The following is a 24,332-nucleotide window of genomic DNA, read 5'->3' as shown; positions in this document are numbered from 1 at the left end:
CCGAAGGCTGCGATCTTTTGATTTTGTTTTTAAAGATCAAGATCAAAAGATCGCAGCCTCCGGCAGCTCCTACAGTTGTCTGTCGATTTACCGGTTACTTTTTGCCGGGCAACACCGCTCCCAGCACCTGTTTCGCGGTCTGCACGATCACCCCCGCCTCATCCGGATCGCCCTTGAGCAACGTCGTGGCGAATTTCTTCGCCTGCTCAAGCTTGATGTGCGGCGGTAACGGCGGCACGTTCGGGTCGGTCTTGAACTCGATCACCACCGGCACCTCCGAGGCCAATGCCTTTTCCCAGGCAGCGGCGACGTCTTCTTCGCGATCGACAAAAATGCCTTTCAGGCCAATGGAAATGGCAAACAAGTGATAAGGCACGTCCGGAATACTTTGCGAAGCTTCGAACTTCGGATCGCCCTCCATCACCCGCTGTTCCCAGGTCACCTGATTAAGGTCCTCGTTGTTGAACACCGCGCAGATCCATTTCGGACTCGCCCATTGCCGCCAATACTTGGCGACGGTAATCAGTTCGGCCATGTTGTTCATCTGCATCGCACCATCTCCCACCAGCGCGATCACTGCACGCTCGGGGTAGGCGAACTTGGCGGCAATCGCGTAGGGCACTGCCGCACCCATGGACGCGAGGCCACCGGACAGCGAGCACTGCATGCCACGGCGGATTTTCAGGTCACGGGCAAACCAGTTGGCGCACGAGCCGGAGTCGCTGGTGATAATCGACTCATCGGGCAGGCGCGGCGACAGCTCATACACCACCCTTTGCGGGTTGACCGGGTCGGCTTTGGCCATCGCACGTCTTTCCAGGGTTTTCTCCCAGCTACCGCGCCAGCCTTCGACTTTCTTGCGCCACTTGCTGGAGGTTTTCTGTTCGAGCAGTGGCAACAACGCGGCTAGGGTTTCCGCCGAATCGCCGACCAGATTGACTTCCATCGGATAGCGCAGGCTGAGCATGTCGGGTTGCAAATCGATCTGCACACCACGGGCCTGACCTTCCTTGGGCAGGAACTCGGAGTACGGAAAACCCGAACCGATCATCAACAAGGTGTCGCATTCGCTCATCAGTTTGTAGCTCGGCTCGGTGCCGAGCAGGCCGATGCTGCCGGTGACCCAAGGCAAATCGTCCGGCAACACGGCTTTGCCCAACAGCGCCTTCGCGACGCCGGCGCCGAGTTTTTCCGCCACCGCGATGACTTCATCAGTCGCTTGCAATGCCCCGGCGCCGACCAGAATCGCGACCTTTTCGCCCGCGTTCAAAACGTCGGCGGCACGCTGCAGATCGACGTCATAAGGCAGCACTTTGGGTTTCGTGTAACCGACACCGGAATGCGCGGTGCCATGGGCGCGAGCCGGTGCTTGATATTTCAGCTCCTGCAAATCGTTGGGCAGAATCAACGCGGTCACACGGCGTTCGCCCACTGCGGTGCGCACCGCTCGATCAAGCAAATGCCGCACCTGCGAAGGCGCCGACGCCTGCTGCACAAAGGCCCCGGCGACGTCCTTGAACATCGACACCAGATCAAGCTCTTGCTGGTAGTGACTGCCGAGCGCGGTGCGTGCTTGCTGACCGACGATAGCCAGCACTGGCATGTGGTCCATGCGCGCGTCGTAGAGGCCGGTGATCAGGTGCGAGGCACCTGGCCCGGAAGTGGCGATGCACACGCCCAGCTCGCCGGTGAACTTGGCATGTGCCGAGGCCATGAATGCGGCCATTTCTTCATGCCGCGCCTGGACGAATTCGATTTTTCCCTTGGCCCGGCTGAGCGCGCCGAACACGCCGTTGATGCCATCCCCCGGATAGCCAAAAATCCGCGTAACGCCCCACTCGCTGAGCCGTTCAACCAGAAAATCCCCCACTGTCATCGTCATCTCGATCCTCGTCTTTCTCCGCTGTATGGAGCTGTCCCGGCAGAACATCTGCCAAGAGGTGTAAGGGTCTGGACAGTCGGGTTGTTGGCGAAGTTTCGATGGATTTCCTCAGGCCAATCCTTATTTGTTTTTTTGAGTCCCCCACAAGACCTGTCGATCGACGGTGAGGCTATTCGCGAGCAGGCTCGCTCCCACAGGGAATTGAGTTGAAATGTGGGAGCGAGCCTGCTCGCGAAGGCGCCAGAACAGTTACTGCTGAGGCGGGGCTTTTTCAACGATGCGGATGCACCGTCCACGCCACCAGTTTCACCACAATCGGCCGCACGACGAGGATGCACAAAAACGCCACGGGCATCGCCAGCTTGTAGGCGTGCAAGGCATTACTCAGGTAGTCGTTATCAATGCCCGAGTTGGCGGCGGTGATCACCAACGACATCAGAAACGCCATGATCGTCGCCATGTACAGCGCAAACACATACGGCGTGGCACGTGGCGACAGCTTGCGACGGCTGATAAGCAAGGCTTCGGAGCTTGTCGGTTGATTCATATGGCGTTTCCATCCGTTGACAGGGAGACCGCACGTTAGCAAAGCCGCCCCCGTGCAACTAGACGCTCAATCGTAGGTACTTTATAAAGCAGAACTTACGAATCAACCCTGAACGGGACGATGAATGAATCTGTTAACTGCGATTGCCAGTTTTATCAAAGTGGTGGAATCGGGCTCGATTGTCGGCGCCGCCAAGACGCTGGGCGTGAGCGCGGCGGCGGTGAGCCAGACGATCAACCGGCTGGAAGCACACCTCGGCGCTCGCTTGTTGCAACGCACCACGCGCAGCATGGCACTGACCGAAAACGGCGCGGTGTATTACGAGAAAGTCCGACGCATTGCAGCGGATCTGGAGTCCGCGCAGAGCTCGATCAATAGCGATGAAACCGAATTGCAGGGCCGTCTGAGCATCGCCTCTACATCCGCGTTCGGCCGCCATGTATTGGCGTCACTGATCGCCGGTTTCGCCGCGCAACACCCACGCCTGCTCATCGAGCTCTCGACCACCAACGGCAAGATCAACCACATCCAGGATGGCATCGATCTGAGCCTGCGGATCAAGCCGCAACTGGAGGACGGTATCGTCGCGCGCAAGATCGTTTCGCTGCCCTTCATCATGTGCGCCGCGCCGGCCTATCTTCAGCGCGCCGGGTGGCCGCAATCGCCGGACGATTTGCACAACCACGCCTGCCTGGCCTTTCGTTATCCCTTGGACGGGCGCTTTCTGCGCTGGAGTTTTATCCGTGACGGCCAGCGTTTCGACGCCAATATCAATGCCACCGCGATCAGCGATGACATCGATGCGCTGGCGCAAATGGCTGTTCACGGGGCCGGGGTCACGAGGCTGGCAGAGTTCGTGGCGGCACCTTATCTGGCGAGCGGGCAACTGGTGCCGCTGCTCGAACATAGCGACGCCGTCGTCGAGCCGATGGATATCTACGCCTGCGTTCAGGAGCGCGCGGCGATGACGCCGAAGGTCAAGGCCTTCCTGGATTACCTGAGCGCAGATTTGATCGCACGCTGGCCGACAACAAATGTTTTCGTCGAAGGGTTCAAAGACACTCGCTGAAGCACACGAAATCAGTCAAAGTCCGCTTCGCACAATCGGCCTATCACGGAAGATAACAACAATGAAAAAATCTCTCGGCGCGCTGCTTCTGATCGGCTTGAGCAGCCACGCATTCGCTGACGCTCAACCCGTTGGTTTCCAGTACGCCACGCTGGCGGATCCACGTAACGAGCGCCCAGTGGAAATGGTCGTCTGGTACCCCGGTTCGACCACGGCCAAGACGCCACAATTATTCGGCGACAACCCGGTCTTCGTTGGCGCACCGGCAGTGCTCGACGCCCCGGCCGCCAAGGGCGAACATCCATTGGTGGTGCTGTCCCACGGCAATGGCGGAAGCTGGATCAACCAGACCTGGCTGGCCAGTGCGCTGGCGCATCAGGGTTACATCGTCGCGGCAGTCAACCATCCCGGCACCACCAGTCGCGACCGCAGTCCGCAAGCCGCGGCACAGTTGTGGCAGCGTCCCGTTGACCTCAGTCGGGCCATCGATGCAGTGACGGCGCAACCGGAAAAATTCGGCGCAGTGGCCAAGGATCGAATTGCCATCGTCGGCCATTCTCTCGGCGGCTGGACGGTACTCGAAGCCGGCGGTGCACGCTTCGACCCCGAGCGCTTTGCCGAAGACTGCAAAGTCCATCCGCAACTGGCCAGTTGCACGGCGTACAACCAAATGAACACGGCAAGCACCGCGCAATCGAAAGCCCGACTGGCCGCCGATTTGCGTGACAAGCGCGTGACTGCCGTGGTTTCACTGGACCTGGGTCTGTCGCGCGGAATGACCGATGCAAGTCTGGCGGCCTACCCCGTGCCGATCCTGGTGATCGCTGCCGGCGTACCGTCGAAAGAATTGCCTGCGCAACTGGAATCCGTCTATCTCGCCAAACGCCTGCCGAAAACCTTATCGCGTTACGTCGAGATCAGCGACGCCAGCCATTTCACGTTCATGGCGATCTGCAAACCTGGCGCCGTGGCCATGCTTGACGAGGACGTGCCAGGCGACAGCATTATCTGCACCGATGGCCAGGGTGGCCGCCCGCGTGCGCAGATCCAGCAACAAGTGATTTCCCTCATCACCGGATTCCTGGCGCAGTCACCTGACAGCCTGAAACAAACCGTCACTTACAAGGAACCGCAATAACAATGCTGACGCCCTCCCCTCAGACCTTCCGGGGCAGTTGCCTGTGCGGAGCGGTGAAATACCAGATCCGCTCACGGCCCAAAGCGCTTTCGCACTGCCATTGCAGCCAATGCCGCAAAAGCCACGGCGCGGCGTTTGCCAGCTATGGCAGCGTGCTGCGCCAGAACCTGGAACTGCTGGAGGGCGCCGGGCAGCTCAAGGCCTATCAGTCTTCGCAATCGGTACAACGCCAGTTCTGTCTGAACTGCGGCTCGTCGCTGTTCTGGGCAAACAATCAGGGTGAGTACCGCGACTGGATTTCGGTAGCCCTGGGCACGCTGGACACGACGTTCACCACGGAAAAACAGCAACACGTCGAAGTGACGTCGAAAGCACCGTGGTTTGAAATCAAGGATCAATGGCCGCAGCGCTGAGACTGATCGTGTGCCAACCGGTACTGAACGCCCAACGGAGGGATTGCAAAAAACACCTTCGACTCATTGGGCTGTGGAATACAAAGCGGGTTCTGTGGTGTCCTGTCTATTATCAGCGAGGTATTTTTTCCACTTGCCAAGATGAGGCCCCTTAGATGAGCAAAGCGCCGTACGTTCCACCCCAGGTCTGGAAAAACGAAGCCCCGTCCGGTGGCCAGTTCGCCAGCATCAATCGGCCGATTGCCGGCCCTACCCACGACAAGACGCTGCCGGTCGGCAAGCATCCGTTGCAGCTGTATTCACTGGCCACGCCCAACGGCGTCAAAGTGACGATTCTTCTGGAAGAGTTGTTGGCGTTGGGTCACAGCGCTGCCGAGTACGATGCGTGGCTGATCCGCATTGGCGAAGGCGATCAGTTCTCCAGCGGTTTTGTCGAGATCAATCCGAACTCGAAAATACCGGCGTTGCTGGATCACAGCGTTGAACCGCCGATTCGCGTGTTCGAGTCGGGTTCGATCCTGCTGTACCTGGCGGAGAAATTCGACGCCTTCCTGCCAAAAGATCCTGCTGGCCGCACCGAAACCTTGAACTGGCTGTTCTGGCAGATGGGCTCGGCGCCGTATCTGGGCGGCGGTTTCGGGCATTTCTATGCCTACGCACCGGAAAAAATGGAGTACCCGATCAACCGCTTCACCATGGAAGCCAAGCGGCAACTGGATGTGCTGGATCGGCGTTTGGCACAAAGCGCCTACCTGGCCGGTGACAGTTACACCATCGCCGACATCGCCGTCTGGCCGTGGTACGGCCAATTGGTGCGCAACAATGTGTACTCCGCCGCCGAGTTTCTCGCGGCCCACGAATACACGCATGTGCAGCGCTGGGCCGAGGACATTGCCAGGCGGCCGGCGGTTATTCGCGGCCAGCGCGTCAACCGCACGTGGGGCGATGAGGCGACTCAGGTGCCCGAACGTCATCAGGCTGATGATCTGAACTGACGCCTTTACTCCCGCACATCCGCAGGGCCGGTCGCACGCTTTTGTGATCGGTCCGCTGCGCCTCGCTTCACCCCTCGCACGCGTCTCAGAAAAACCGCAACTCTGCGCCAACCCTCGACGCAGAGCGCTTGGACGATTGTGAAAAATTCGTTAACTAACTGACTCGTACGGCTTTTTTCAGTCGGAATGATCTGACACACTAATGCGAATAATTCCTACACGCACTCGCACTGGATTCTTTTTCGTATTATTTGGGGAAGCAGATTGATGTCGTTTCGCACCATTTACCGTCGTCCAAACCGTTCACCGAACCTCCTGGCGCTGGCCATCTGCATGGCCAGCATCACCCCTGCGCTGGCAGATGAAGCATCACCCGCTACGCCTGAAAAAGCCGCGCCGGCGAGCACGCTGGAACTGGACGCCACCGAAATCGGCGCCACCCAGATGAGCAGCACCACCGAAGACACCCAGTCCTACACCACCGGCCCGATGCGGACGGCGACCAAATTGTCATTGACCATGCGCGAAACGCCTCAGGCGGTAACGGTGATCACTCGCCAGCGCATGGACGACCAGAACATGACCAGCATCAACGATGTGGTGAAAGGCACACCGGGACTGTTCCTCAGCCAGACCAGCGGTCCGGGACGGCAGACGTACAAGGCGCGCGGCTTCGACATCGACAACATCATGTACGACGGCCTGCCCAGCGCGTACTCGCCTTACTCCATGGCGGTGCAACCAAACCTGGCGATGTTCGACGTGTCGAAATCGTCCGCGGTGCAACCGGGCTGGTCACCGGTGCCGGCAACCCGTCGGCAGCGATTAACATGGTGCGCAAACGCCCGACCGCCGATCAACGCGTGACGCTCACCGGCGCGGCCGGAAGCTGGGACGACTACCGTGGCGAAATCGACGCCTCCAGCCCGCTGAACGAAAGCGGCACCTTGCGCGGTCGAGTGGTTAGTTCCTATCAGGGTGCCGACAGTTTCCGCGACAAGGAAGAGAACGACCATGGCCTGTTCTACGCCATCGGTGAAGCCGACCTGAGCGACAGCACCACCGCGACCCTCGGGTTCTCCCGGCAGAATGAACAGACCAACTATTTCTGGGGCGGTCTGCCGCTGGGCACCAATGGCCACCACCTCGATCTGCCCCGCTCCACCTACCCGGGCACCGACTGGGAAAACCGCAAGCTGCAAATCGACACCGTGTTCGGTGAAGTCGAGCATCGCTTCGACAACGACTGGAAACTGCACGTCGCCGGCTCATCATCGACTCTCGACGGCGAGTTCTCCGGAACCTACCTGTCGCGTTACGCCGGTCCACTGGAAACCACGGCTTATCAATCCCATCACACCGACAAGCAGCATGCGTTCGACGCCTTCGCCAGCGGCCCGTTCGAAGCGTTCGGCCGCAGCCACGAACTGGTCGTCGGCGCCAGCAACCAGGTGTATGACGCGACCACCAAGGAATACGACCCGTACACCACCGCCTGGCCGATTGGCGCACCCAAACCTGACTTCGTGCGGGACGGCAAAACCCGCAACGTCACCACCCAGGATGCCGTGTACCTGACCACCCGCCTGAGCCTGGCCGATCCACTGACGCTGATCCTCGGCGGCCGTCTCGACTGGTATGACTACGATGACCGCACCGGCGATGGCGACTACAAGGTCACCCGCAACCTCACCCGCTATGCCGGCCTGATCTACAAACTCGACGACCACCACTCGGTGTACGCCAGCTACACCGATATCTTCACCCCGCAGACCCAGAAGGATCTCGGCGGCAAAGTGCTTGAGCCGATCGTCGGTGAAAACTACGAAGTGGGCATCAAGGGCGAGTACTTCAACGGCGCCCTCAACGCCAGCCTGGCGGTGTTCCAGATGGATCAGACCGGCCGCGCCACCTTGGCCGACAACCAGTTCGGCTGCCCGGTCATGACCTGCTACAACACATCAGGCAAAGTGCGCAGCCAAGGCGTGGACATGGAACTGCAAGGCGCCCTGACCGAAAACTGGCAGGTCGGCGCCGGCTACACCTACACCCGCGCGCACTACATCAAGGACGAAAACCCGGCCAACAACAATCAGCGATTCGATACCGACACGCCAGAGCATCTGTTCAAGGTGTCTACGGTGTACCGCTTTCAGGGCCCGCTGCAGAATCTGCGCGTGGGCGGCAACGTCTACTGGCAGAGCCGCATGTACAACGACATCACCCTGGCCAATAACGGTAGCTACCGTCTCGAACAGGGCGGTTATGCGGTCACCGACCTGATGGCCGGGTACGAAGTCAACAAACACCTGGATCTGCAAGTCAACGCGAACAATATCTTCGACCGTGTCTACTACTCCGCCATCGGCTCCGATGTCACCTGGGGTTCCACCGACAACTATGGCAACCCGCGCAGTTACATGCTGACCGCCAAGTACAAGTTCTGAGTCGATAACGTTCGATCTGTCACAACAAACAATGGCGCCGGGGAAATCCGCGGCGCCCTTGTTTTTTCTACCCGCCGCATTAGTCATGAACGGCAATACCAGATAGTCTCTAAGCGAACTCATCTCGAAGCATCGCCCATGACCAACCCGGACTTTGCACCCGACATCGAAGCCATTCGCAGTATTGACTCGGTGCCGGTCATCCTGAGCATGGTCAAACACCTCACCGGCATGCGGTTCGCTGCGGTCGCTCGGGTCACCGAAAGCAACTGGGTGGCATGCGCCGTCGATGACTCGATTGATTTCGGGCTCAAACCCGGTGGCGAACTGGTGCTCGAATCGACCATCTGCCACGAGATCCGCCAGCATCAGCAGCCGGTGATCTTCGGTCATGCCAGTACGCACCCGGTCTTTTCGCTTCACCACACGCCGAAAACCTATGGGCTGGAAAGTTACATTTCCATTCCCATCGTCAAAGCCAACGGCGACTTCTTCGGCACGCTGTGCGCCATCGACTCGGTCCCGGCCAATATCGACGAACCGGCCATTACCAAAACACTGACCCTGTTCGCTCAATTGATCGCCATGAACCTGGACACGCAACGCCATCTGGAAGCGACCCAAATCGAGCTGAACAACGCCAATGAACTCGGACGCCTGCGCGAGCAATTCATCGCCGTACTCGGCCATGATTTGCGCACACCACTGAGCGCGGTGCGCATGAGCGCCGACTTGCTGGAAAGCAAAACCGAAGACAAACGTTCGCTCAACCTGATTGCGGCAATTCGCAACAGCTCGGTGCGCATGGGCGTGTTGATCGAAAACATCCTCGACTTTGCCCGAGGACGACTGGGCGGCGGGATTCCGGTGCTGCGCAAGCTGGTGGATGACTTGCAGCAGACCCTGCAATTGACGCTCGCTGAGGTTAAAGCCTCGCACCCGCAAGCGATTTTCATCGATGAGCTGGACGTGCCGGCGGGCGTCTATTGCGATGCGTTGCGCATCAGCCAGTTGCTTTCCAATCTGCTGGGCAATGCCGTCACCCACGGCTCGAACAGCGCACCGATCATCCTCAAAGCCTGTGCAGAAAACGACGAGATCGTGATTTCCCTGACCAACCAGGGCACGCCGATTTCAGCGCAACTGATGCCGCTGCTGTTCGAACCCTTCTCCCGCGCCGAAGCCGGGCAACGTTGCGAGGGCTTGGGACTGGGACTTTACATCGCCTCGCAGATTGCGATGGCACACAACGGCACGTTGAGCGTTACCTCGAGCGCCGAGTCGGGAACCTGCTTCGTGGCGAGATTCCCGGCCCGGTTCAAATGGGTTTAAGCCGTCTGCCGACGCATCGTCAGAATCGCCGCACCAAAACCGATAAACGTAGACCCGACCACCCGGCTGACCCAACGCGACAGCGCCGGACGAGTCAACACACCCTTGGCCCGCGAAGCCAGCGCGGCATAAACGCTCAGTGACGACACCGACAACGCCATGAAGATCGAAGTCAGGATCAAAAACTGCGGCAACAGCGCTGCGCCCTGATCAATGAACTGCGGGAACAACGCGGTAAAAAACATCGTCGCCTTGGGGTTGGTCACCGCCGTCAAAAAGGCCGATTTGTACAGCTTGCCGCGCGTCGGACGCACCTTGCTCGCATCGCCCTCAGTCCCTTCCGGCAGCATCGGCCCCTTTTTGAACAACTGCCTGACCCCGAGGTAGAACAGATACCCGGCACCGATGATCTTCACCGCGTTGAACAGCAACTCAGAACTGGCCAACAACGCCCCCAACCCCAACATCGCCGCCGCCGACAGACAGAACAAGCCACTGGCGTTACCCAATGACGACCAGATCGTGCTGCGCTGCCCATGCGCGAGGCTATTGTTGATCGCCATCAACGTCGCCGGCCCCGGACTGGCGATGGCAATTGCGGCGACCAGAGTGAAGGTCAATATCGAGTGAGAATCCATTTTCGCTGCTCGCAAGATTGAAGTTGCCGCATGTTACAGCAACCGGCTGCATAGCCCAGATCAAAAGCCCCTCACCCTAACCCTCTCCCAAAGGGAGAGGGGACTGACGGTGGTGTTTGGGAGAGTTACGCCGACGTGCGATACCGCGTTGAACTCAGGCTGTGACAGCCTACAGATCGGCCCCCTCTCCCTCGGGAGAGGGGCAGCTCCAACACAAATCCCAAGCCGACCACGCCCCGCCCTTCACCACTCAATAGGCCGAGTGTCAGCTCGCCTGCTCTTGATCTTGATCCACGGGCGACGTCGGAAGGCTGAGTGGAGGGATTGATCCGGGCGTGGGAGCGCAGCGACCGTTTGGCGCAGCCAAACACAGCGAGAGGAGGTGCAGCGAAGCAAACCGTAGGCGCTGCGCCCGGATCGATCCCGCAGCGAAGGAACCCCGAGCCCCAGCGAGCGGGCCGCACGCAGGAGCAAGCGTTTTTTGCTTACTTTTTTTGGCGTTTGAAAAAAAGTGAGTCGCCGTAAGGGCGAAACCGTAATAAGCCATCACCGCAGCAACGGATATTCACAAAGAACACCCCGAACCTGGTCGGCCCAAAGGCCGCCAAGAACCAAAAAAAAAAGCCCCGCAACCGAATAAACAGCGCGAGGCAAAAAATTGGTTGGTTGCGGCCAACCAAAGGAGCTCAGTCAAATACACACAACGGGCAAAATCAGATGCAATCCTGCGCAGCCCGCTCAAAACTCGAAGGCAAAAGATTCGAAGCCAACAAATGCCGCTCGTAGATAAACACCTTGCCGCCACTACCCGCCTTGTACGCCTCCAGCACGTTGTCAGCCGAAACCTTGCTCGGCACCACAATCCGGTAGCTGCGCTGAGTCTGCGAAACCGTCGGGTTCAACGCACTGCCCTGCAACTTCGGCACAACACAATCGGCGTACTGCGCAGGCGTCTTGCTGGTCTGCAAAGTAAGGCTCGGATTGTTCGGCGCCGAAGCGCAACCGGCGAGCAGCAAAGAGGCAACGGCCAAAGCAGGCACAAAGAAAAGACGCATCGGTGTCATCCTGAAAATAAAGGTTCGGTTCAACCGGCAACGGTTCAGCCTCACGCAGCCGCCGTCGCCATTCATGTTTTAAGTGTTCAGCTCGACGCCACCAGCGCCTTGAGCGACACATCAAATTGCTTCAAGGCGTTGAGTTGCAAGTCACGCTGCCTGTCGATCTGTGCAGCAATGGCCGGTGCCGCCTGGTTATGCACCCACACCGAAGGCAGCTGTTTCTCGACGGCGCCTTCCGCCTTGCCGATGTATTGCAGGTCGGCGTCGTAGAAACGTGCGGTGAAGCGCGCTTCGACCAGGCTGTTTTGCTGCGTCAGCAAGCGATTGAAGGTGTCGAGCTTCACCACCACGTCGGGATGCGCCTGCACCAATGCGTCGAGGTTGTCGTAAACGGTCACCGACAAGAACTGTTGTTGCAGTGAACTCACCAGCCAGTCGATGGCCAGTTCCGGATCGGAACTGCTGACAAAGGCTTCGCGAATCCGCGAGTCGAGCGCATCTTTCGCGCCGTTGACCGCCATGTCGTGGTAACGCTCAAGGTATTGCAGGTTGTCCAGAGTGTTCTCACTGAGCAACACACCCACGGTTTGCGAATGTTGCAACGTGGCACTGCTGCCCGTGATGGTCTGGAAATGACACGACCCGGCGTCCGCTGCGTAAGTCGGAGCTGTGAACAGTGCGCCGCCTGTTAGCAGGGCGACCATAGCCAGTCGGGTCAGTGTGTTCATCGCGCAGATTCCTTGAGCGGCGTGTTCGATGGAGGCAATTTTCCGCCGATTGCCGACAAAGCAGAACTTGCGTTTCTTGATGGTCACTATTACTTCTAGCAATAGTTGCGCGACGTGCAGACTGATACACACTCAACCACAACTAGAAAAACATGAAATGAGGAGTTCGCCTTGAGAACGTTTGACCTGATCCGTGACGCCGTTCTGCCCGATTTCCGCGAGCGTGTGGCCGAGTATCTGGTTCAGTACGAAAGCGTATTGCTGGACAAAGACCCGACCGACCCGCAGCTCATCACCGACACCGCCAACCAGTTGCGCGGATACCTGCGCGGGCTCAACACCACCCGCGTGCTGGGCATGGCTTATTGGGAAGAACTGGATCGTCGAGTCGTCGACACCTGGCTCACGCCCGAGCAATGACCGATCGGCACCGTGGTCAGGGGGGCCGCTAACGACGACGCCCTCCCGTAACCAATGGTCTGCGCTGCAATAAGGCCTCTGCGAAAAAGCCGCCCGAACGCTTACAATCGCCGGTCTCACTGCCAATCAGACAGGCTCATCAAGAAATGCCGCTCGACCCACCTACGATGCTGACCATTTCCATCGCCCTCGCAGCCGCTGCCGCGCTGTATCTGGCGATCGAATGGCGCAGCATTCGTGAGCCTTCGCTACTGTTCTGGAGCGCCGGTTTCGCCACCATCACCGTCGGTTCCACCCTGGCCCTGTTGCGCAGCAGCGGTTTTTTGCTGATCGGCATCTGGTTCGCCAACGGCTTGCTGGTAACCGCGCATTTCCTGTTCCTGCTCGGCGTGGCGCGCTTTACCCAGATACGGCTGTCGCCGGCCTGGTATCTGATCTTTGTCACTTGGCTGGTCATGCTGTTGTTGCCGGACGGGCCGCTGTGGTCGAAGGTCATGCTGGCGGCCAATTCGTTGCTGGTGGCGCTGGCGACCCTCAAGGCCAGCTCACTGCTGCGCCCCCACGGCAAGTCGTTGAGCGTCGGCGCGGTGCAGTTGCGTTACGTTTTGCTCGGTCACGGGATCTTCTATGTGGCCAAAGCCCTGACCGTGGTGATCCCCGGCACGCTGATCGATCTGGCGGCGTTTCGTGGCGAGATCATCCAGATTTCCCTGGTCGAAGGTGCGATGGCGATCATGTTGATCGCCCTGTCGATGACCGGCACCGAACGCTATCGCCGGGAAAAACAGATCGCCCGCCTCGCCGAGCGTGATCCGCTGACCGCCCTGTACAACCGCCGCGCTCTGGAAAAGCGTGCGCCGCGCCTGCTCGAACACGTTTCGCCGGAGCATCCCGGCGCCCTGCTGCTGATCGACATCGACAACTTCAAACTGGTCAACGACCAGTACGGCCACACCGCCGGGGATCGTTTGCTGATCGCACTGAGCGAGATGATCCGCTCGGTGCTGCCGCGCAATGCGCTGACGGCGCGTCTGGGCGGTGACGAGTTTGTCATCCTGCTCAACAGCACATCAGGCGAGCGCGTCATGGAACTGGGCAATACATTGCGCGAGCAGTTTCTGAACACCACCTCACAGACATTCCCCACTACCGCGGCCGTGACCCTGAGCATCGGCGCCAGCCTGTTCGACCACCCGCCCGCCAACCTGACGGCACTGATCGAGCAAGGCGACGCGGCACTCTACGAATCGAAACGCGGCGGGCGCAATCGCCTGCGCCTGACCGGACTCACCACTCCAGGATAATAAAAACCATGTCCAGCCTCGATACGCCTCTGCAAGACCTCGCCGCGCCAGAAGGCGTTTGCTATGGCTGCGGCGGCCGCAACCCGCACGGCCTGCACGTCAAAAGCCACTGGCATGAAGACGGCGAGCACGTGATTGCCGAACACCTGCCGGAGGCCAAGTACTGCGGCTGGCCGGATCTGGTCTACGGAGGTTTGATCGCGATGCTGGTCGACTGCCATTCCAACTGGACAGCGATGGCTTACCACTACCGCGCGGAGAACCGCGAACCTGGCAGCCTGCCGCGTATCGACTGCGTCACTGGCAACCTTGGGATCAAGTTCATCAAGCCAACACCGATGGGCGTGACGCTGGTTTTGCGGGCGAAGGTCGAGGGGGCGGTTGGGCGCAAGACGCGGGTGATTTGTGAGGTTTTTGCCGGGGAAGTGCTGACGGCAGTGGGTGATTCGGTGTTTGTGCGAGTCGATACAGGGCAACTGGCGGATTCCGCGCATGGGCGAAAAAGCAAAAGCCCCTCACCCTAACCCTCTCCCAGAGGGAGAGGGGACTGACCGAGTTGTTTGGTTGAAATACGCCGACCTGAGATATCGGATCGAACTCTGGATTCGAAAAATCCTCACCCCTGCCCTCTCCTTGGAGACAAAAGACTGACCGAGGCGTCTGGTTGAAATACGCCGCCCTGAGATATCGAGTCAAACTAGGATTTTGAAAAGCTCACAAATCGGCTCCCTCTCCTAGGGGAGAGGGCTGGGGTGAGGGGTGAATTCACCGCCGAACTCAATGTGAAACCGGCTTAAACCTGCTTCACATTCGCCCGCGCCGTATGCAACTTCTTATAGCTCTCAATCAAGCGCAAATGCCGATCCAGCCCTTCCAGCTTCATGCTGGTCGGCGTCAACCCATAGAACCGCACGCTGCCGTTGACCGAACCAATCGCCGCGTCCATACGCTCATCGCCAAACATGCGGCGGAAGTTGGCTTCGTAGTCTTCCAGTTCCAGATCTTCGTCCAGTTCCATCTCCAACACCACGTTCACCGCTTGATAGAACAAGCCGCGCTCAACGGTGTTGTCGTTGTACTGCAGGAACGCTTCGACCAGATCCTTGGCCTGCTCGTACTTCTGCAGCGCGAGGCAGATCAGCAAGCGCAATTCCAGAATCGTCAGCTTGCCCCACGGCGTGTTGTCGTCGAACTCGACGCCGATCAGCGTGGTGATCTCGGTGTAATCGTCCTGCTCGCTGTTTTCCAGGCCTTGGGCGAGGTTGCGCAGGCCGACCTTGCTGAGGTTGTGCAGGTTGAGGATGTCGGCGCGGAATTGCAGGGCTTTGTTGGTGTTGTCCCAGATCAGGTCTTCGACCGGGTAGATCTCCGAATAATCCGGCACGAGGATGCGGCAGGCCTTGGCACCGATGTGCTCGTAGACCGCCATGTAGACTTCCTTGCCCATGTCTTCAAGGATGCCGAACAGTGTCGCGGCTTCTTCGGCGTTGGAGTTTTCGCCCTGGCCTGAGAAGTCCCACTCGACGAATTCGAAGTCTGGCTTAGCGCTGAAGAAACGCCACGACACCACACCGCTGGAGTCGATAAAGTGCTCGACGAAGTTGTTCGGTTCAGTGACGGCCTGACCGGAGAACGTTGGTTGCGGCAAGTCGTTCAAACCTTCAAAACTGCGGCCTTGCAACAGCTCGGTGAGGCTGCGTTCCAGCGCCACTTCCAGGCTCGGATGCGCGCCGAACGAGGCAAACACGCCGCCGGTACGCGGGTTCATCAGGGTCACGCACATCACCGGGAATTCACCGCCCAGCGACGCATCCTTGACCAGCACCGGGAAGCCCTGCTCTTCCAGGCCTTTGATGCCAGCGAGGATGCTCGGGTACTTCTCCAACACTTCTTGCGGCACGTCCGGCAGGGCCATTTCGCCTTCGAGGATTTCGCGCTTGACCGCGCGCTCGAAGATCTCCGACAGGCACTGCACCTGCGCTTCGGCGAGCGTGTTACCGGCGCTCATGCCATTGCTGAGGTAAAGGTTTTCGATCAGGTTGGACGGGAAGTACACCACTTCATTGTCCGACTGGCGCACGAACGGCAGCGAGCAGATGCCGCGTTGAGTGTTGCCGGAGTTGGTGTCGAACAGGTTCGAGCCACGCAATTCGCCGTCACGGTTGTAAATCTTCCGGGTGTAGTCGTCGAGGATCTCGCTTGGCAACTCGTCTTTCGGGCCCGGCTTGAACCATTGCTCGTCCGGATAGTGAACGAACTCGGCGTTGGCGATCTCTTCGCCCCAGAACTGGTCGTTGTAGAAGAAGTTGCAGTTCAGGCGCTCGATGAACTCGCCCAATGCCGAGGCCAGTGCGCCCTCTTTGGTCGCGCCCTTGCCGTTGGTGAAGCACATTGGCGAATGCGCATCGCGGATGTGCAGCGACCAGACGTTGGGCACGATGTTGCGCCACGAAGCGATTTCGATCTTCATCCCGAGGTCGGCGAGAATGCCCGACATGTTGGCGATGGTCTGCTCCAGCGGCAGGTCCTTGCCGGCGATGAAGGTGCCTGCGTCGGAACCGGTCACCGGCATCAACAGCGCCTGAGCATCGGCGTCGAGGTTTTCGACTTCTTCAATGATGAATTCCGGGCCGGTCTGCACGACCTTCTTCACCGTGCAGCGATCGATGGAACGCAGGATGCCCAGGCGATCTTTCTCGGAGATGTCCGCCGGCAACTCCACCTGGATCTTGAAGATCTGGTTGTAGCGGTTTTCCGGGTCGACGATGTTGTTCTGCGACAGGCGAATGTTTTCCGTGGGGATGTTGCGCGTGTCGCAGTACAACTTCACAAAGTACGCCGCACACAACGCCGACGATGCCAGAAAGTAGTCGAACGGCCCCGGTGCCGAGCCATCGCCCTTGTAGCGGATGGGCTGATCAGCGATCACCGTGAAGTCGTCGAACTTGGCTTCAAGTCGAAGGTTGTCGAGAAAGTTGACCTTGATTTCCATGCGGGATTACCAGAATACGGCTAAACGAATGGCCGCCATTATCCGGTTTTTGCGCGGGAAGTCTTGCCCTTTCGGGATTGGCCGCTGATCGGCGTCCTGCTCTTGGGAAGACAAATCGCGCGGGGTTCACTACGCTTTCAGAGCAGTCGCCGAGAACAATCTGAACATTGCGCCCGCGCCGTGGTTCTAGATTCAGAAGACAGCGGATCAAGGACGAGCACATGGACCTTTCCAGCTATGCAGCCCCGCTTCCACCGCGCCAGAGCGCCGTCACCCGCCGCCTGGCCTTCGCGGTCGGAGCGCTGTTTGTCAGCGGCGTGATTGCGGCGGCGGTCGCTTTGCTGGGTATCGCCGAGCGCCTGGACAGCGAAGAGGTCAACAAAACCCGCTTTTACTCGGCTCGCGCGCTGGAAAACCGCATCACCGCCTCGAAAAACTACATCACCAGCTACGCCTACTGGACCACCGCCTATGAGCATTTGAGCGGTCAGGTCGACACCGACTGGGCGTACACCGAGCAGAACCTCGGCAAAACCCTGTTCACCAGTGACGGCTATGACGGCGTGTTCGTCCTCAACCGCCAAGGCACCCGTTACGCGGTAGTGCGCGGGCAAATGGTCGATGCCGAGCTGTCCGCGTTCGTTCAAGTCAGCGCCACGGAGTTACTTGATCAAGTGTTGGGCCAAGGTGATCTGACCAAGCCGGTCAGCCGCTATTCACTGTTCGAAGGCTGGCCGGCGCTGGTGTCGGCGGCAGCGATCATTCCCAACGATGAGCGGCCCCTGGGCGATCCGCAGACCTCTTCGGTACTGGTGTTTGTCGACAAACTCACGCCGACCAAATTGCGTCTGATTGGCAGCGGTTACGGCTTGAACAACCTGACGCTGGCGCCGGACGAGACGATCGACCCGCAACGCCCTCGGGTGCCGCTGGACAGCACCGGTTACAGCCTGGTCGCTGATCTGGAACGGCCCGGGCAACATTTATTGTGGTCATTGCTGCCGCCACTCGGCGCGACGATTGTGGTGCTGATGCTGCTGACCGCGTACTTCTTCCGTCACGCCTTGCGATCATCGCAGTACGTCGACCAGAGTTTTGCCGTCATGCAAACCTCCAATCAAGCACTGGAAAACGCCAACCGGGAGCTGGAAGCCAGCGAAGAACGCTTTCGCGCGGTGGCCGAAGCGGCTTCGGACTGGATCTGGGAAGTCGATCGCGACCTGGCGCTGACGTACCTGTCGGCGCGCTTCAGCGAAGTGACCGGTTACCCGCAAACCCTGTGGCTGGGGCAAGACATCGGCCAGTTGCTGTTTTGCGACACCACGCCACTGGAACTGTGGCTGAGAAACCTGACCGAGGAGAACAGCGCCAGCGATTTACGCTGCACCTACCGTGACCACGCCGGCCAGCAACGCCACTGTCGACTGTCCGCCCGGCCGATCTTCGCCAAATACGCGGTCATCGGCTATCGCGGCACCGCCAGCGACATTACCGACGAAGTCGCCGCCCATGCGCAGATCCAGCATTTGTCGATGCACGACGCCCTCACCGGCCTGCCCAATCGCAACAAACTCGCGCGTTATCTGGATGAAGCGCTGCTGCTCAAGGAGCACGCGCCGCCGCTGTCGCTGCTGATGATCGACCTCGACAACTTCAAACCGATCAACGATTCGCTCGGCCACCCGGCCGGTGACGCCGTGCTGCAGGAAGTCGCCGTGCGCCTGCGTGAGTGCACCCGCGAACACGACATCGTCGCGCGTCTGGGCGGCGACGAATTCATCGTGGTGCTCAACGGCATGGACAGTCCGCACGAAATCGACAAGTTCTGCACCCGCCTGATCGGCAGCCTGCATCAACCGGTGGTCTTCGAACACCATCCGCTGCACATCGGCGCCAGCATCGGCATCGCGCTCAGTCGCCGCCACGGTTACGTGCCCAGCGACCTGATCCGTTATGCCGACATCGCCCTGTATCAGGCCAAATCGGACGGCAAGAACACCTGGTGTTATTTCGAAGCGCACATGAGCGATCAGATCCAGACGCGCCGGCAGATGGAGGATGACTTGCGTCACGCGCTCAAACACAACGAATTCATCCTGCACTATCAGCCGCGCTACAAGGTCGATGGCAAGCACATCGTTTCGGTCGAAGCGCTGGTGCGCTGGCAACACCCGACCAAGGGCTTGCTGGGTCCGGACTTGTTCATTCCCTTGGCAGAGCAGACCGACCTGATCGTCCCGCTCGGTCGCTGGGTGCTGCGCGAAGCCTGCGAAACCGCGCTGGGCTGGCCGGAGGATATTCTGCTCTCGGTCAATCTGTCGCCGGCGCAGTTTGCCGTCAGCGATGTGGTCGAGGATGTTCGCGAAGTGCTCGTGCAAACCCGCTTCCCGGCCAGTCGCCTGGAACTGGAGATCACCGAAAACGTGATGCTCAACGACACCGACGGCGCCCTGACCACCATGAATGCCCTGAAAGAACTCGGCGTGCGCCTGAACATGGACGACTTCGGCACCGGGTACTCATCGCTCGGTTACTTGCGCGCCTATCCGTTCGACGGGATCAAGATCGACAAGCGCTTCATCGCCTCAATCAGCAGCGGCACCAATGATCGTGCGGTGGTGCAGGCGATCATCGGGTTGGGCAAAGCCATGGGCCTGACCGTGACGGCCGAAGGGGTCGAGACCGAAGAGCAACTGGATATTCTCGGGGTCGATCAATGTAACGAAGTGCAGGGTTACTTCATGAGCCGGCCGATCGACAAAGCAGCCTTTGCGCGGTTGCTACAAGATTCCAGAGGCGCCACCCTGAAAGCGAAGAAGGGTCGCGTGACTTGAGCGATTCAACCGTTTATTCGACTTGAGTCCGCGGTAAACACGTTGCCCGCATCACGTACCAACTGCCGCCACTCGGCGCTGGTGATCAGCCCTTGCTCCTCCATTTCATCGGCAGCCTTGAGCAGTTCGTCGTACTGTTCTTCCGGGTCCAGGCGCATCTGCGCTTGCGTCGCCAGTTTTCGCCATGCCGCCAGTTTTTCTTGTTTTTCTTGTTTGCGCTGATTGAACATCGGGGGTGATCTCGTAGGGGACTTCCTTGATAGAAAGACACGAGATCACAGTGGTTCAGCACAATCGACGGATGGACTGCTCACTTCTAAAGTGACTTGCCGATCAGCAATCATGGATACACCACTGAACCTTGTAGGAGTGAGCCTGCTCGCGATAGCGGATTGCCTGTGGCGGATGTGTTGGCTGGCACACCGCTATCGCGAGCAGGCTCACTCCTACAGGGATTGGGGCGGTTTGTCAGAACTTCTCGGCCACGCGCCGGTATGGATAATCCGGATCCCGGTATTTGCCCGGTTTCTGCCGTTTGGGCAATTCGACCTTCTCGCGTTTCACATCCTCGTACGGAATGCAGCTAAGCACATCGCTGATGATGTTCAGCCGTGCACGGCGCTTGTCGTTGGAATCGGCCACCCGCCATGGCGCGTGTTCGGTGTCGGTGTACTTGAACATTTCATCCCGTGCCCGTGAGTAGTCGTACCAGCGACTGTAGGACTTAAGATCCATCGGTGTCAGTTTCCAGGTCTTGCGGCCGTCGTTGATGCGCGCCTCAAGCCGGCGGGTCTGCTCTTCGGGGCTGACTTCCAGCCAGTACTTGAGCAGGATCACCCCGGACTGGACGATGGCGTGTTCGACCCACGGAACGGACTTGAGAAACTTGTCAGTTTGCTCTTCCGTACAGAAGCCCATCACCCGTTCGACGCCAGCGCGGTTGTACCAACTGCGGTCGAAGATCACCACTTCGCCGCCCGCTGGCAGATAAGGCAAATAACGCTGCACATACATCTGGCTTTTCTCGCGATCGGTCGGCGCCGGCAGCGCCACCACGCGGAAGACACGCGGGCTGACGCGTTCGGTCAGTGCCTTGATCGTGCCACCCTTGCCGGCGCCATCACGCCCTTCGAAGACAATGCAGACCTTGACGCCCTTGGCGATCACCCACTCCTGCAACTTGACCAGTTCGACGTGCAGCTTGCGCAACTGTTCAAGGTAATCCTTGTTTTTCAACTTCGGGGTTTCAGGCGCCGTGGCGGCCTTCTTTTTGCCTTTTGCCATGACCTTGGCCTCTCTCCAATAAATGCAGAAACAGACTGTTGATTGACGGGATACACCAGACACGTGAGGTTAGTTCATGCCGTGCTGTTTGCCATTGCCGGGCAAAAAGCCAAATTGCCATGTGTTTCGTTCGTTCTTTGTTACGTCGCACTGTTCATTGCCCGTTCTTGCCTGCCTGGAGTTTTTCGATGCCGTCGTCCAAATCCCTGCCCACCGCCCTGCTCGGCCTGGCCCTAGCCTGCCCGGCGATGGCCGAGACTCAAGGTCTGGAATTGGGGCAAGTGTTGATTTCGGCCGATGAACGCAGTGGCTCAGACGCGAGCGTCGAAGAAGCCAAAACCCGCCTCGAACAGGTGCCCGGCGGCACCAACGTGGTCGACATGCGTCAGCCATTGCAGGGCCGGGTGGCGAGCAATCAGGATGTGCTGGCCTATCAGCCGGGGGTTTATGCGCAGTCGGCGGGCAACGAAGGCGTGAAAATCTCAGTGCGTGGCTCAGGCATCAACCGCGCGCCGGGTGCCCATGCGTCGGGGCTGTACACGATGCTCGACGGTCTGCCGCTGACCGGTCCGGGTGGCACGCCCTATGAATTGCTCGAACCGCTGTGGGTCGATCACGTTGAAGTACTGCGCGGCGCCAACGGCTTTGATCGCGGTTCGCTGGCACTTGGCGGCGCCATCGATTACGTCAGCCACACCGGCTACAACGCGCCGAAACTGCAAGTGCGCTACGCCACCGGCAGCCACGGTTATCAGCAGCGTCAGGTCAGCTCCGGACAAGTGCTCGGCGATTTCGATTACTACGTGTCGCTCACCGATTCCAACGCCGACGGCTATCAGGATCACACCGCCAGCGAGAGCAAAGGCCTGATCGCCAACTTCGGCTATCGCTTCAACCCGAACCTGGAAACCCGCTTCTATATCCGCTACCGCGAGACCGACAACGACCTCGCCGGCCGCGTGACCAAGCACTCCATCGAACACTCGCCTCGCGCGGCCAACCCGTCCTATGTGGCGCGCGACGATAGCCGCAAACAGCCGGGCAGTACCTTCATCGGCAACAAGACCACCTATTACATCGACGACGATTCGAGCATCCAGACCGGCCTCGTCTATCACGATTATCCGATGGACCTGCGCGAAGGCCCGAACCGCTTGAAAGTCGCCTACACCGACGTCAGCGGCACCTTCGATTACAAACGCCGCGACACGATTTTCGGCATGGAAAGCCGCAGCAACGTCGGCCTGCGCGTCACCAAACACCTGCCCAACGACGGCGCCAGCGAATTCGTGCGCATCCCCAGCGGCAACACCGCCAGCTACGTGCCGGGCACGCGCATGCGCAACTTCACCTATCAAGGGTCGGACACCGTTCTGCATTTTGGCAACGACCTGGAAATTGCCGACGACCTGTGGCTGACCACCGGCCTCGCTGCCATCTACACCCGCCGCGAAAGCGCTGTGACCTACCCACAGAGCGGCAAAACCAGCATGAACGACTGGGACTACGCACCGCGCCTTGGCCTGCGCTACCAGATCACCCCGGATCTGCAGGTGTTCGGCAACCTCAGCCGCTCGGTTGAAGCGCCGCATCCGTGGTCGTTGATTTACAGCTCCAACGTGCGTTTCCCGGCGGGCAACGGCGCGGCGACCGGCACGCAGAAAGACCCGATCAAACTGCAGAACCAGACCGCGACCACACTGGAACTGGGCGGCCGGGGTGACAGCGCCGTCGGCGAATGGAGCCTGGCGTGGTACTACGCGCAAGTACGGCATGAATTGTTGTCGGTGTTGCCGGATCCCAACGCCGTCACCCCTTACGAACTCAACGCCAGCCCGACCGTGCACCAAGGCATCGAAGCGAGCCTCAACAGCAAACTCTGGTCGGCCGCCGATGGCCGTCAGTTGAGCTTGCGTCAGGCGTACACCTTCAGCGACTTCCGCTATCGCGATGATGATCGTTTTGGCGATAATCGCCTGCCCGGCTTGCCGATGCATTACTACCAGGGCGAGTTGCGCTACGACTGGCCTCAGGGCTTCTTCGCCGCGGTCAACACGCAACTGGTGTCGAAAGTTGCCGTGGATTACGCCAACAGTTACTACGCCGATCCTTACGCACTGTTCGGTGCGACGCTGGGTTACAACGCGCCGAAAGGTGACTGGCAGACGTGGCTGGACATGCGCAATCTGAGTAACAAACACTATGCCGCCACAGTCACGCCAGGGTATGACGACAAAGGCCTGGATGCGGCGCGGTCGACGCCGGGTGAAGGGATGGGTGTGTATGTCGGGGTGTCGTGGAGTCTGCTCTGAGACGAGCCGGTCGCAATAACCCAAGTCAGTAATTTTCTAGCGAGTCACGGATGGACATCATGGATAACCGGCAAGAAAACCCACTGGAAAAATCGCTCAGGCTGGCCGCCGACGAGCCCGCGCACCGGCCTGAGTTCTTCACGACACTGCTGAACTCGCCGGTTTACATCCTCGGCACGACGGGCACGGCAGACGGCGTAGTCAATCTCGAAGCCGGCAGCAATATCAGCATCGCGCACTGGGAAAAACCGGATGGCACCTCGGTCATTCCGTTTTTTTCGTCGCTGCAAACCCTGCAACAGTCGATCAACGGTGAAGAGACGTATCTGGAGTTGCCGGCCAGGTCGCTGTTCGAGATGACGCTGGGCACGCCTCTTTTTCTCAACCCGAAGTCGCCTTATGGCAAAGAGTTCTTCCCGCAGGAAGTGGCCAATCTGCTCTCCGATGAAGTCGGCCAGACAGCCACCTCGCGCACCGTCGAAAAAGAAACCAAAGTCCTGCTCGGCCAGCCTTCGCAATACCCGACACAAATGATCCATTCGCTGACGCAGTTACTCGCCAAACATCGCAATGTGAAACGTGGCTTTCTCGCACTGATGCACGACACTTCGGTGGACGAAAAACCGCATTTGGTCGTCGGGATCGAGGCGGACGGCGATGTTCAGCGGGTCATGCGCGAAGCCGGCAATGTCGCCGGGGACACGGCGCCGGATGGCGAGCCCGTTGACCTGTACCGCGTCTGCGAAGGTGAGTCGGGGCTGAGCGATTACTTTCTCAAGCAAACGACGCCCTTCTATGAGCGCAGTTGGGGCAGCAAGCTGCGTTCACTGTTTGGCTTGGGCAAGGCTTGAGCGCCGGCGCTCTGTTGGCAAACACCCGCTCGCAATCAGCAAATCAACAACGTCAGACGCCCGTCTGATCGTGAATCAACTTTGAGTA

Annotated in this window: 19 protein-coding genes and 1 pseudogene; 12 read left to right on the top strand and 8 right to left on the bottom strand. The window is 59.3% G+C overall.

Annotated features, from left to right (window positions below; all coding sequences use genetic code 11):
- Window positions 1–94: 94 nt before the first annotated feature.
- Window positions 95–1,882 (bottom strand): thiamine pyrophosphate-requiring protein, encoded by a 1,788-nt coding sequence (locus CKW17_RS02780; RefSeq protein ID WP_095118601.1) that lies wholly within the window; start codon window positions 1,880–1,882, stop codon window positions 95–97.
- A gap of 271 nt (window positions 1,883–2,153) precedes the next feature.
- On the bottom strand, window positions 2,154–2,429 hold the full coding sequence (locus tag CKW17_RS02775; protein ID WP_095118600.1) for a DUF2798 domain-containing protein: 276 nt from the start codon (window positions 2,427–2,429) through the stop codon (window positions 2,154–2,156).
- Between the two features lie 124 nt (window positions 2,430–2,553).
- On the opposite strand from CKW17_RS02775, the gene CKW17_RS02770 reads away from it, so the two are divergent.
- From CKW17_RS02770 to CKW17_RS02745, 6 genes and pseudogenes are all read left to right on the top strand, one after another.
- Entirely contained in the window at window positions 2,554–3,498 is a 945-nt protein-coding gene (locus CKW17_RS02770) for a LysR family transcriptional regulator (protein ID WP_095118599.1), read from the top strand.
- A gap of 61 nt (window positions 3,499–3,559) precedes the next feature.
- On the top strand, window positions 3,560–4,636 hold the full coding sequence (locus CKW17_RS02765; RefSeq protein ID WP_095118598.1) for an alpha/beta fold hydrolase: 1,077 nt from the start codon (window positions 3,560–3,562) through the stop codon (window positions 4,634–4,636).
- A gap of 2 nt (window positions 4,637–4,638) precedes the next feature.
- Window positions 4,639–5,049, top strand: a complete 411-nt coding sequence (locus tag CKW17_RS02760) for a GFA family protein (protein ID WP_095118597.1) — start codon at window positions 4,639–4,641, stop codon at window positions 5,047–5,049.
- A 155-nt stretch (window positions 5,050–5,204) separates the two neighbouring features.
- Entirely contained in the window at window positions 5,205–6,044 is an 840-nt protein-coding gene (gene yghU / locus CKW17_RS02755; protein ID WP_095118596.1) for a glutathione-dependent disulfide-bond oxidoreductase, read from the top strand.
- A 267-nt stretch (window positions 6,045–6,311) separates the two neighbouring features.
- Window positions 6,312–8,491 (top strand): annotated as a pseudogene (locus CKW17_RS02750) (TonB-dependent siderophore receptor).
- 138 nt (window positions 8,492–8,629) lie between these two features.
- On the top strand, window positions 8,630–9,823 hold the full coding sequence (locus tag CKW17_RS02745) for a GAF domain-containing sensor histidine kinase (RefSeq protein WP_095118595.1): 1,194 nt from the start codon (window positions 8,630–8,632) through the stop codon (window positions 9,821–9,823).
- Here the strand turns inward: CKW17_RS02745 and CKW17_RS02740 are convergent.
- The 3 genes from CKW17_RS02740 to CKW17_RS02730 all read right to left on the bottom strand — a co-directional run bounded on the left by CKW17_RS02740 (window position 9,820) and on the right by CKW17_RS02730 (window position 12,247).
- Window positions 9,820–10,461, bottom strand: coding sequence for a LysE family translocator (locus CKW17_RS02740; RefSeq protein WP_095118594.1), 642 nt, complete (start codon window positions 10,459–10,461; stop codon window positions 9,820–9,822). The genes CKW17_RS02745 and CKW17_RS02740 overlap by 4 nt on opposite strands.
- Before the next feature lie 713 nt (window positions 10,462–11,174).
- Window positions 11,175–11,516: a hypothetical protein gene (locus tag CKW17_RS02735; protein ID WP_034155837.1), complete on the bottom strand. Its 342-nt coding sequence runs from the start codon at window positions 11,514–11,516 to the stop codon at window positions 11,175–11,177.
- Between the two features lie 86 nt (window positions 11,517–11,602).
- Entirely contained in the window at window positions 11,603–12,247 is a 645-nt protein-coding gene (locus tag CKW17_RS02730) for an ATPase (RefSeq protein WP_095119018.1), read from the bottom strand.
- Window positions 12,248–12,418: 171 nt separating this feature from the next.
- Here CKW17_RS02730 and CKW17_RS02725 point away from each other — a divergent pair, with 171 nt between their 5' ends.
- The 3 genes from CKW17_RS02725 to CKW17_RS02715 all read left to right on the top strand — a co-directional run bounded on the left by CKW17_RS02725 (window position 12,419) and on the right by CKW17_RS02715 (window position 14,495).
- The gene (locus CKW17_RS02725; RefSeq protein ID WP_095118593.1) at window positions 12,419–12,667 is read left to right on the top strand and encodes a hypothetical protein; all 249 of its coding nucleotides are present in this window, start codon (window positions 12,419–12,421) and stop codon (window positions 12,665–12,667) included.
- A gap of 146 nt (window positions 12,668–12,813) precedes the next feature.
- On the top strand, window positions 12,814–13,971 hold the full coding sequence (locus CKW17_RS02720; RefSeq protein WP_095118592.1) for a GGDEF domain-containing protein: 1,158 nt from the start codon (window positions 12,814–12,816) through the stop codon (window positions 13,969–13,971).
- A gap of 8 nt (window positions 13,972–13,979) precedes the next feature.
- Complete coding sequence (locus CKW17_RS02715; protein ID WP_095118591.1) at window positions 13,980–14,495, top strand: PaaI family thioesterase; 516 nt, start codon at window positions 13,980–13,982, stop codon at window positions 14,493–14,495.
- A 269-nt stretch (window positions 14,496–14,764) separates the two neighbouring features.
- Here CKW17_RS02715 and CKW17_RS02710 read toward each other — a convergent pair whose 3' ends face one another.
- Window positions 14,765–16,963 (bottom strand): OsmC domain/YcaO domain-containing protein, encoded by a 2,199-nt coding sequence (locus CKW17_RS02710; protein ID WP_095118590.1) that lies wholly within the window; start codon window positions 16,961–16,963, stop codon window positions 14,765–14,767.
- 221 nt (window positions 16,964–17,184) lie between these two features.
- On the opposite strand from CKW17_RS02710, the gene CKW17_RS02705 reads away from it, so the two are divergent.
- A complete protein-coding gene (locus tag CKW17_RS02705) occupies window positions 17,185–19,797 on the top strand; it encodes an EAL domain-containing protein (RefSeq protein WP_095118589.1) in 2,613 nt (870 codons plus the stop codon).
- A gap of 5 nt (window positions 19,798–19,802) precedes the next feature.
- Here CKW17_RS02705 and CKW17_RS02700 read toward each other — a convergent pair whose 3' ends face one another.
- Entirely contained in the window at window positions 19,803–20,027 is a 225-nt protein-coding gene (locus CKW17_RS02700; protein ID WP_016987899.1) for a hypothetical protein, read from the bottom strand.
- Window positions 20,028–20,265: 238 nt separating this feature from the next.
- Window positions 20,266–21,081, bottom strand: coding sequence for a polyphosphate kinase 2 (gene ppk2 / locus CKW17_RS02695; RefSeq protein WP_095118588.1), 816 nt, complete (start codon window positions 21,079–21,081; stop codon window positions 20,266–20,268).
- A 188-nt stretch (window positions 21,082–21,269) separates the two neighbouring features.
- On the opposite strand from ppk2, the gene CKW17_RS02690 reads away from it, so the two are divergent.
- Together CKW17_RS02690 and sseB are read left to right on the top strand one after the other, a co-directional pair.
- Window positions 21,270–23,393 carry a TonB-dependent receptor domain-containing protein gene (locus CKW17_RS02690; protein WP_095118587.1) on the top strand — a complete coding sequence of 708 codons (2,124 nt, stop codon included), beginning with the start codon at window positions 21,270–21,272 and terminating at the stop codon, window positions 23,391–23,393.
- Between the two features lie 59 nt (window positions 23,394–23,452).
- The gene (gene sseB / locus CKW17_RS02685; RefSeq protein WP_095119017.1) at window positions 23,453–24,244 is read left to right on the top strand and encodes an enhanced serine sensitivity protein SseB; all 792 of its coding nucleotides are present in this window, start codon (window positions 23,453–23,455) and stop codon (window positions 24,242–24,244) included.
- Window positions 24,245–24,332 lie beyond the last annotated feature (88 nt).

The organism is Pseudomonas sp. Irchel s3f10 (assembly GCF_900187515.1).
Classification (GTDB): Bacteria; Pseudomonadota; Gammaproteobacteria; order Pseudomonadales; family Pseudomonadaceae; genus Aquipseudomonas; species Aquipseudomonas tensinigenes.
Note: the sequence above shows the minus strand (reverse complement) of the source record. Positions and strands in the feature narration are given on the sequence as shown.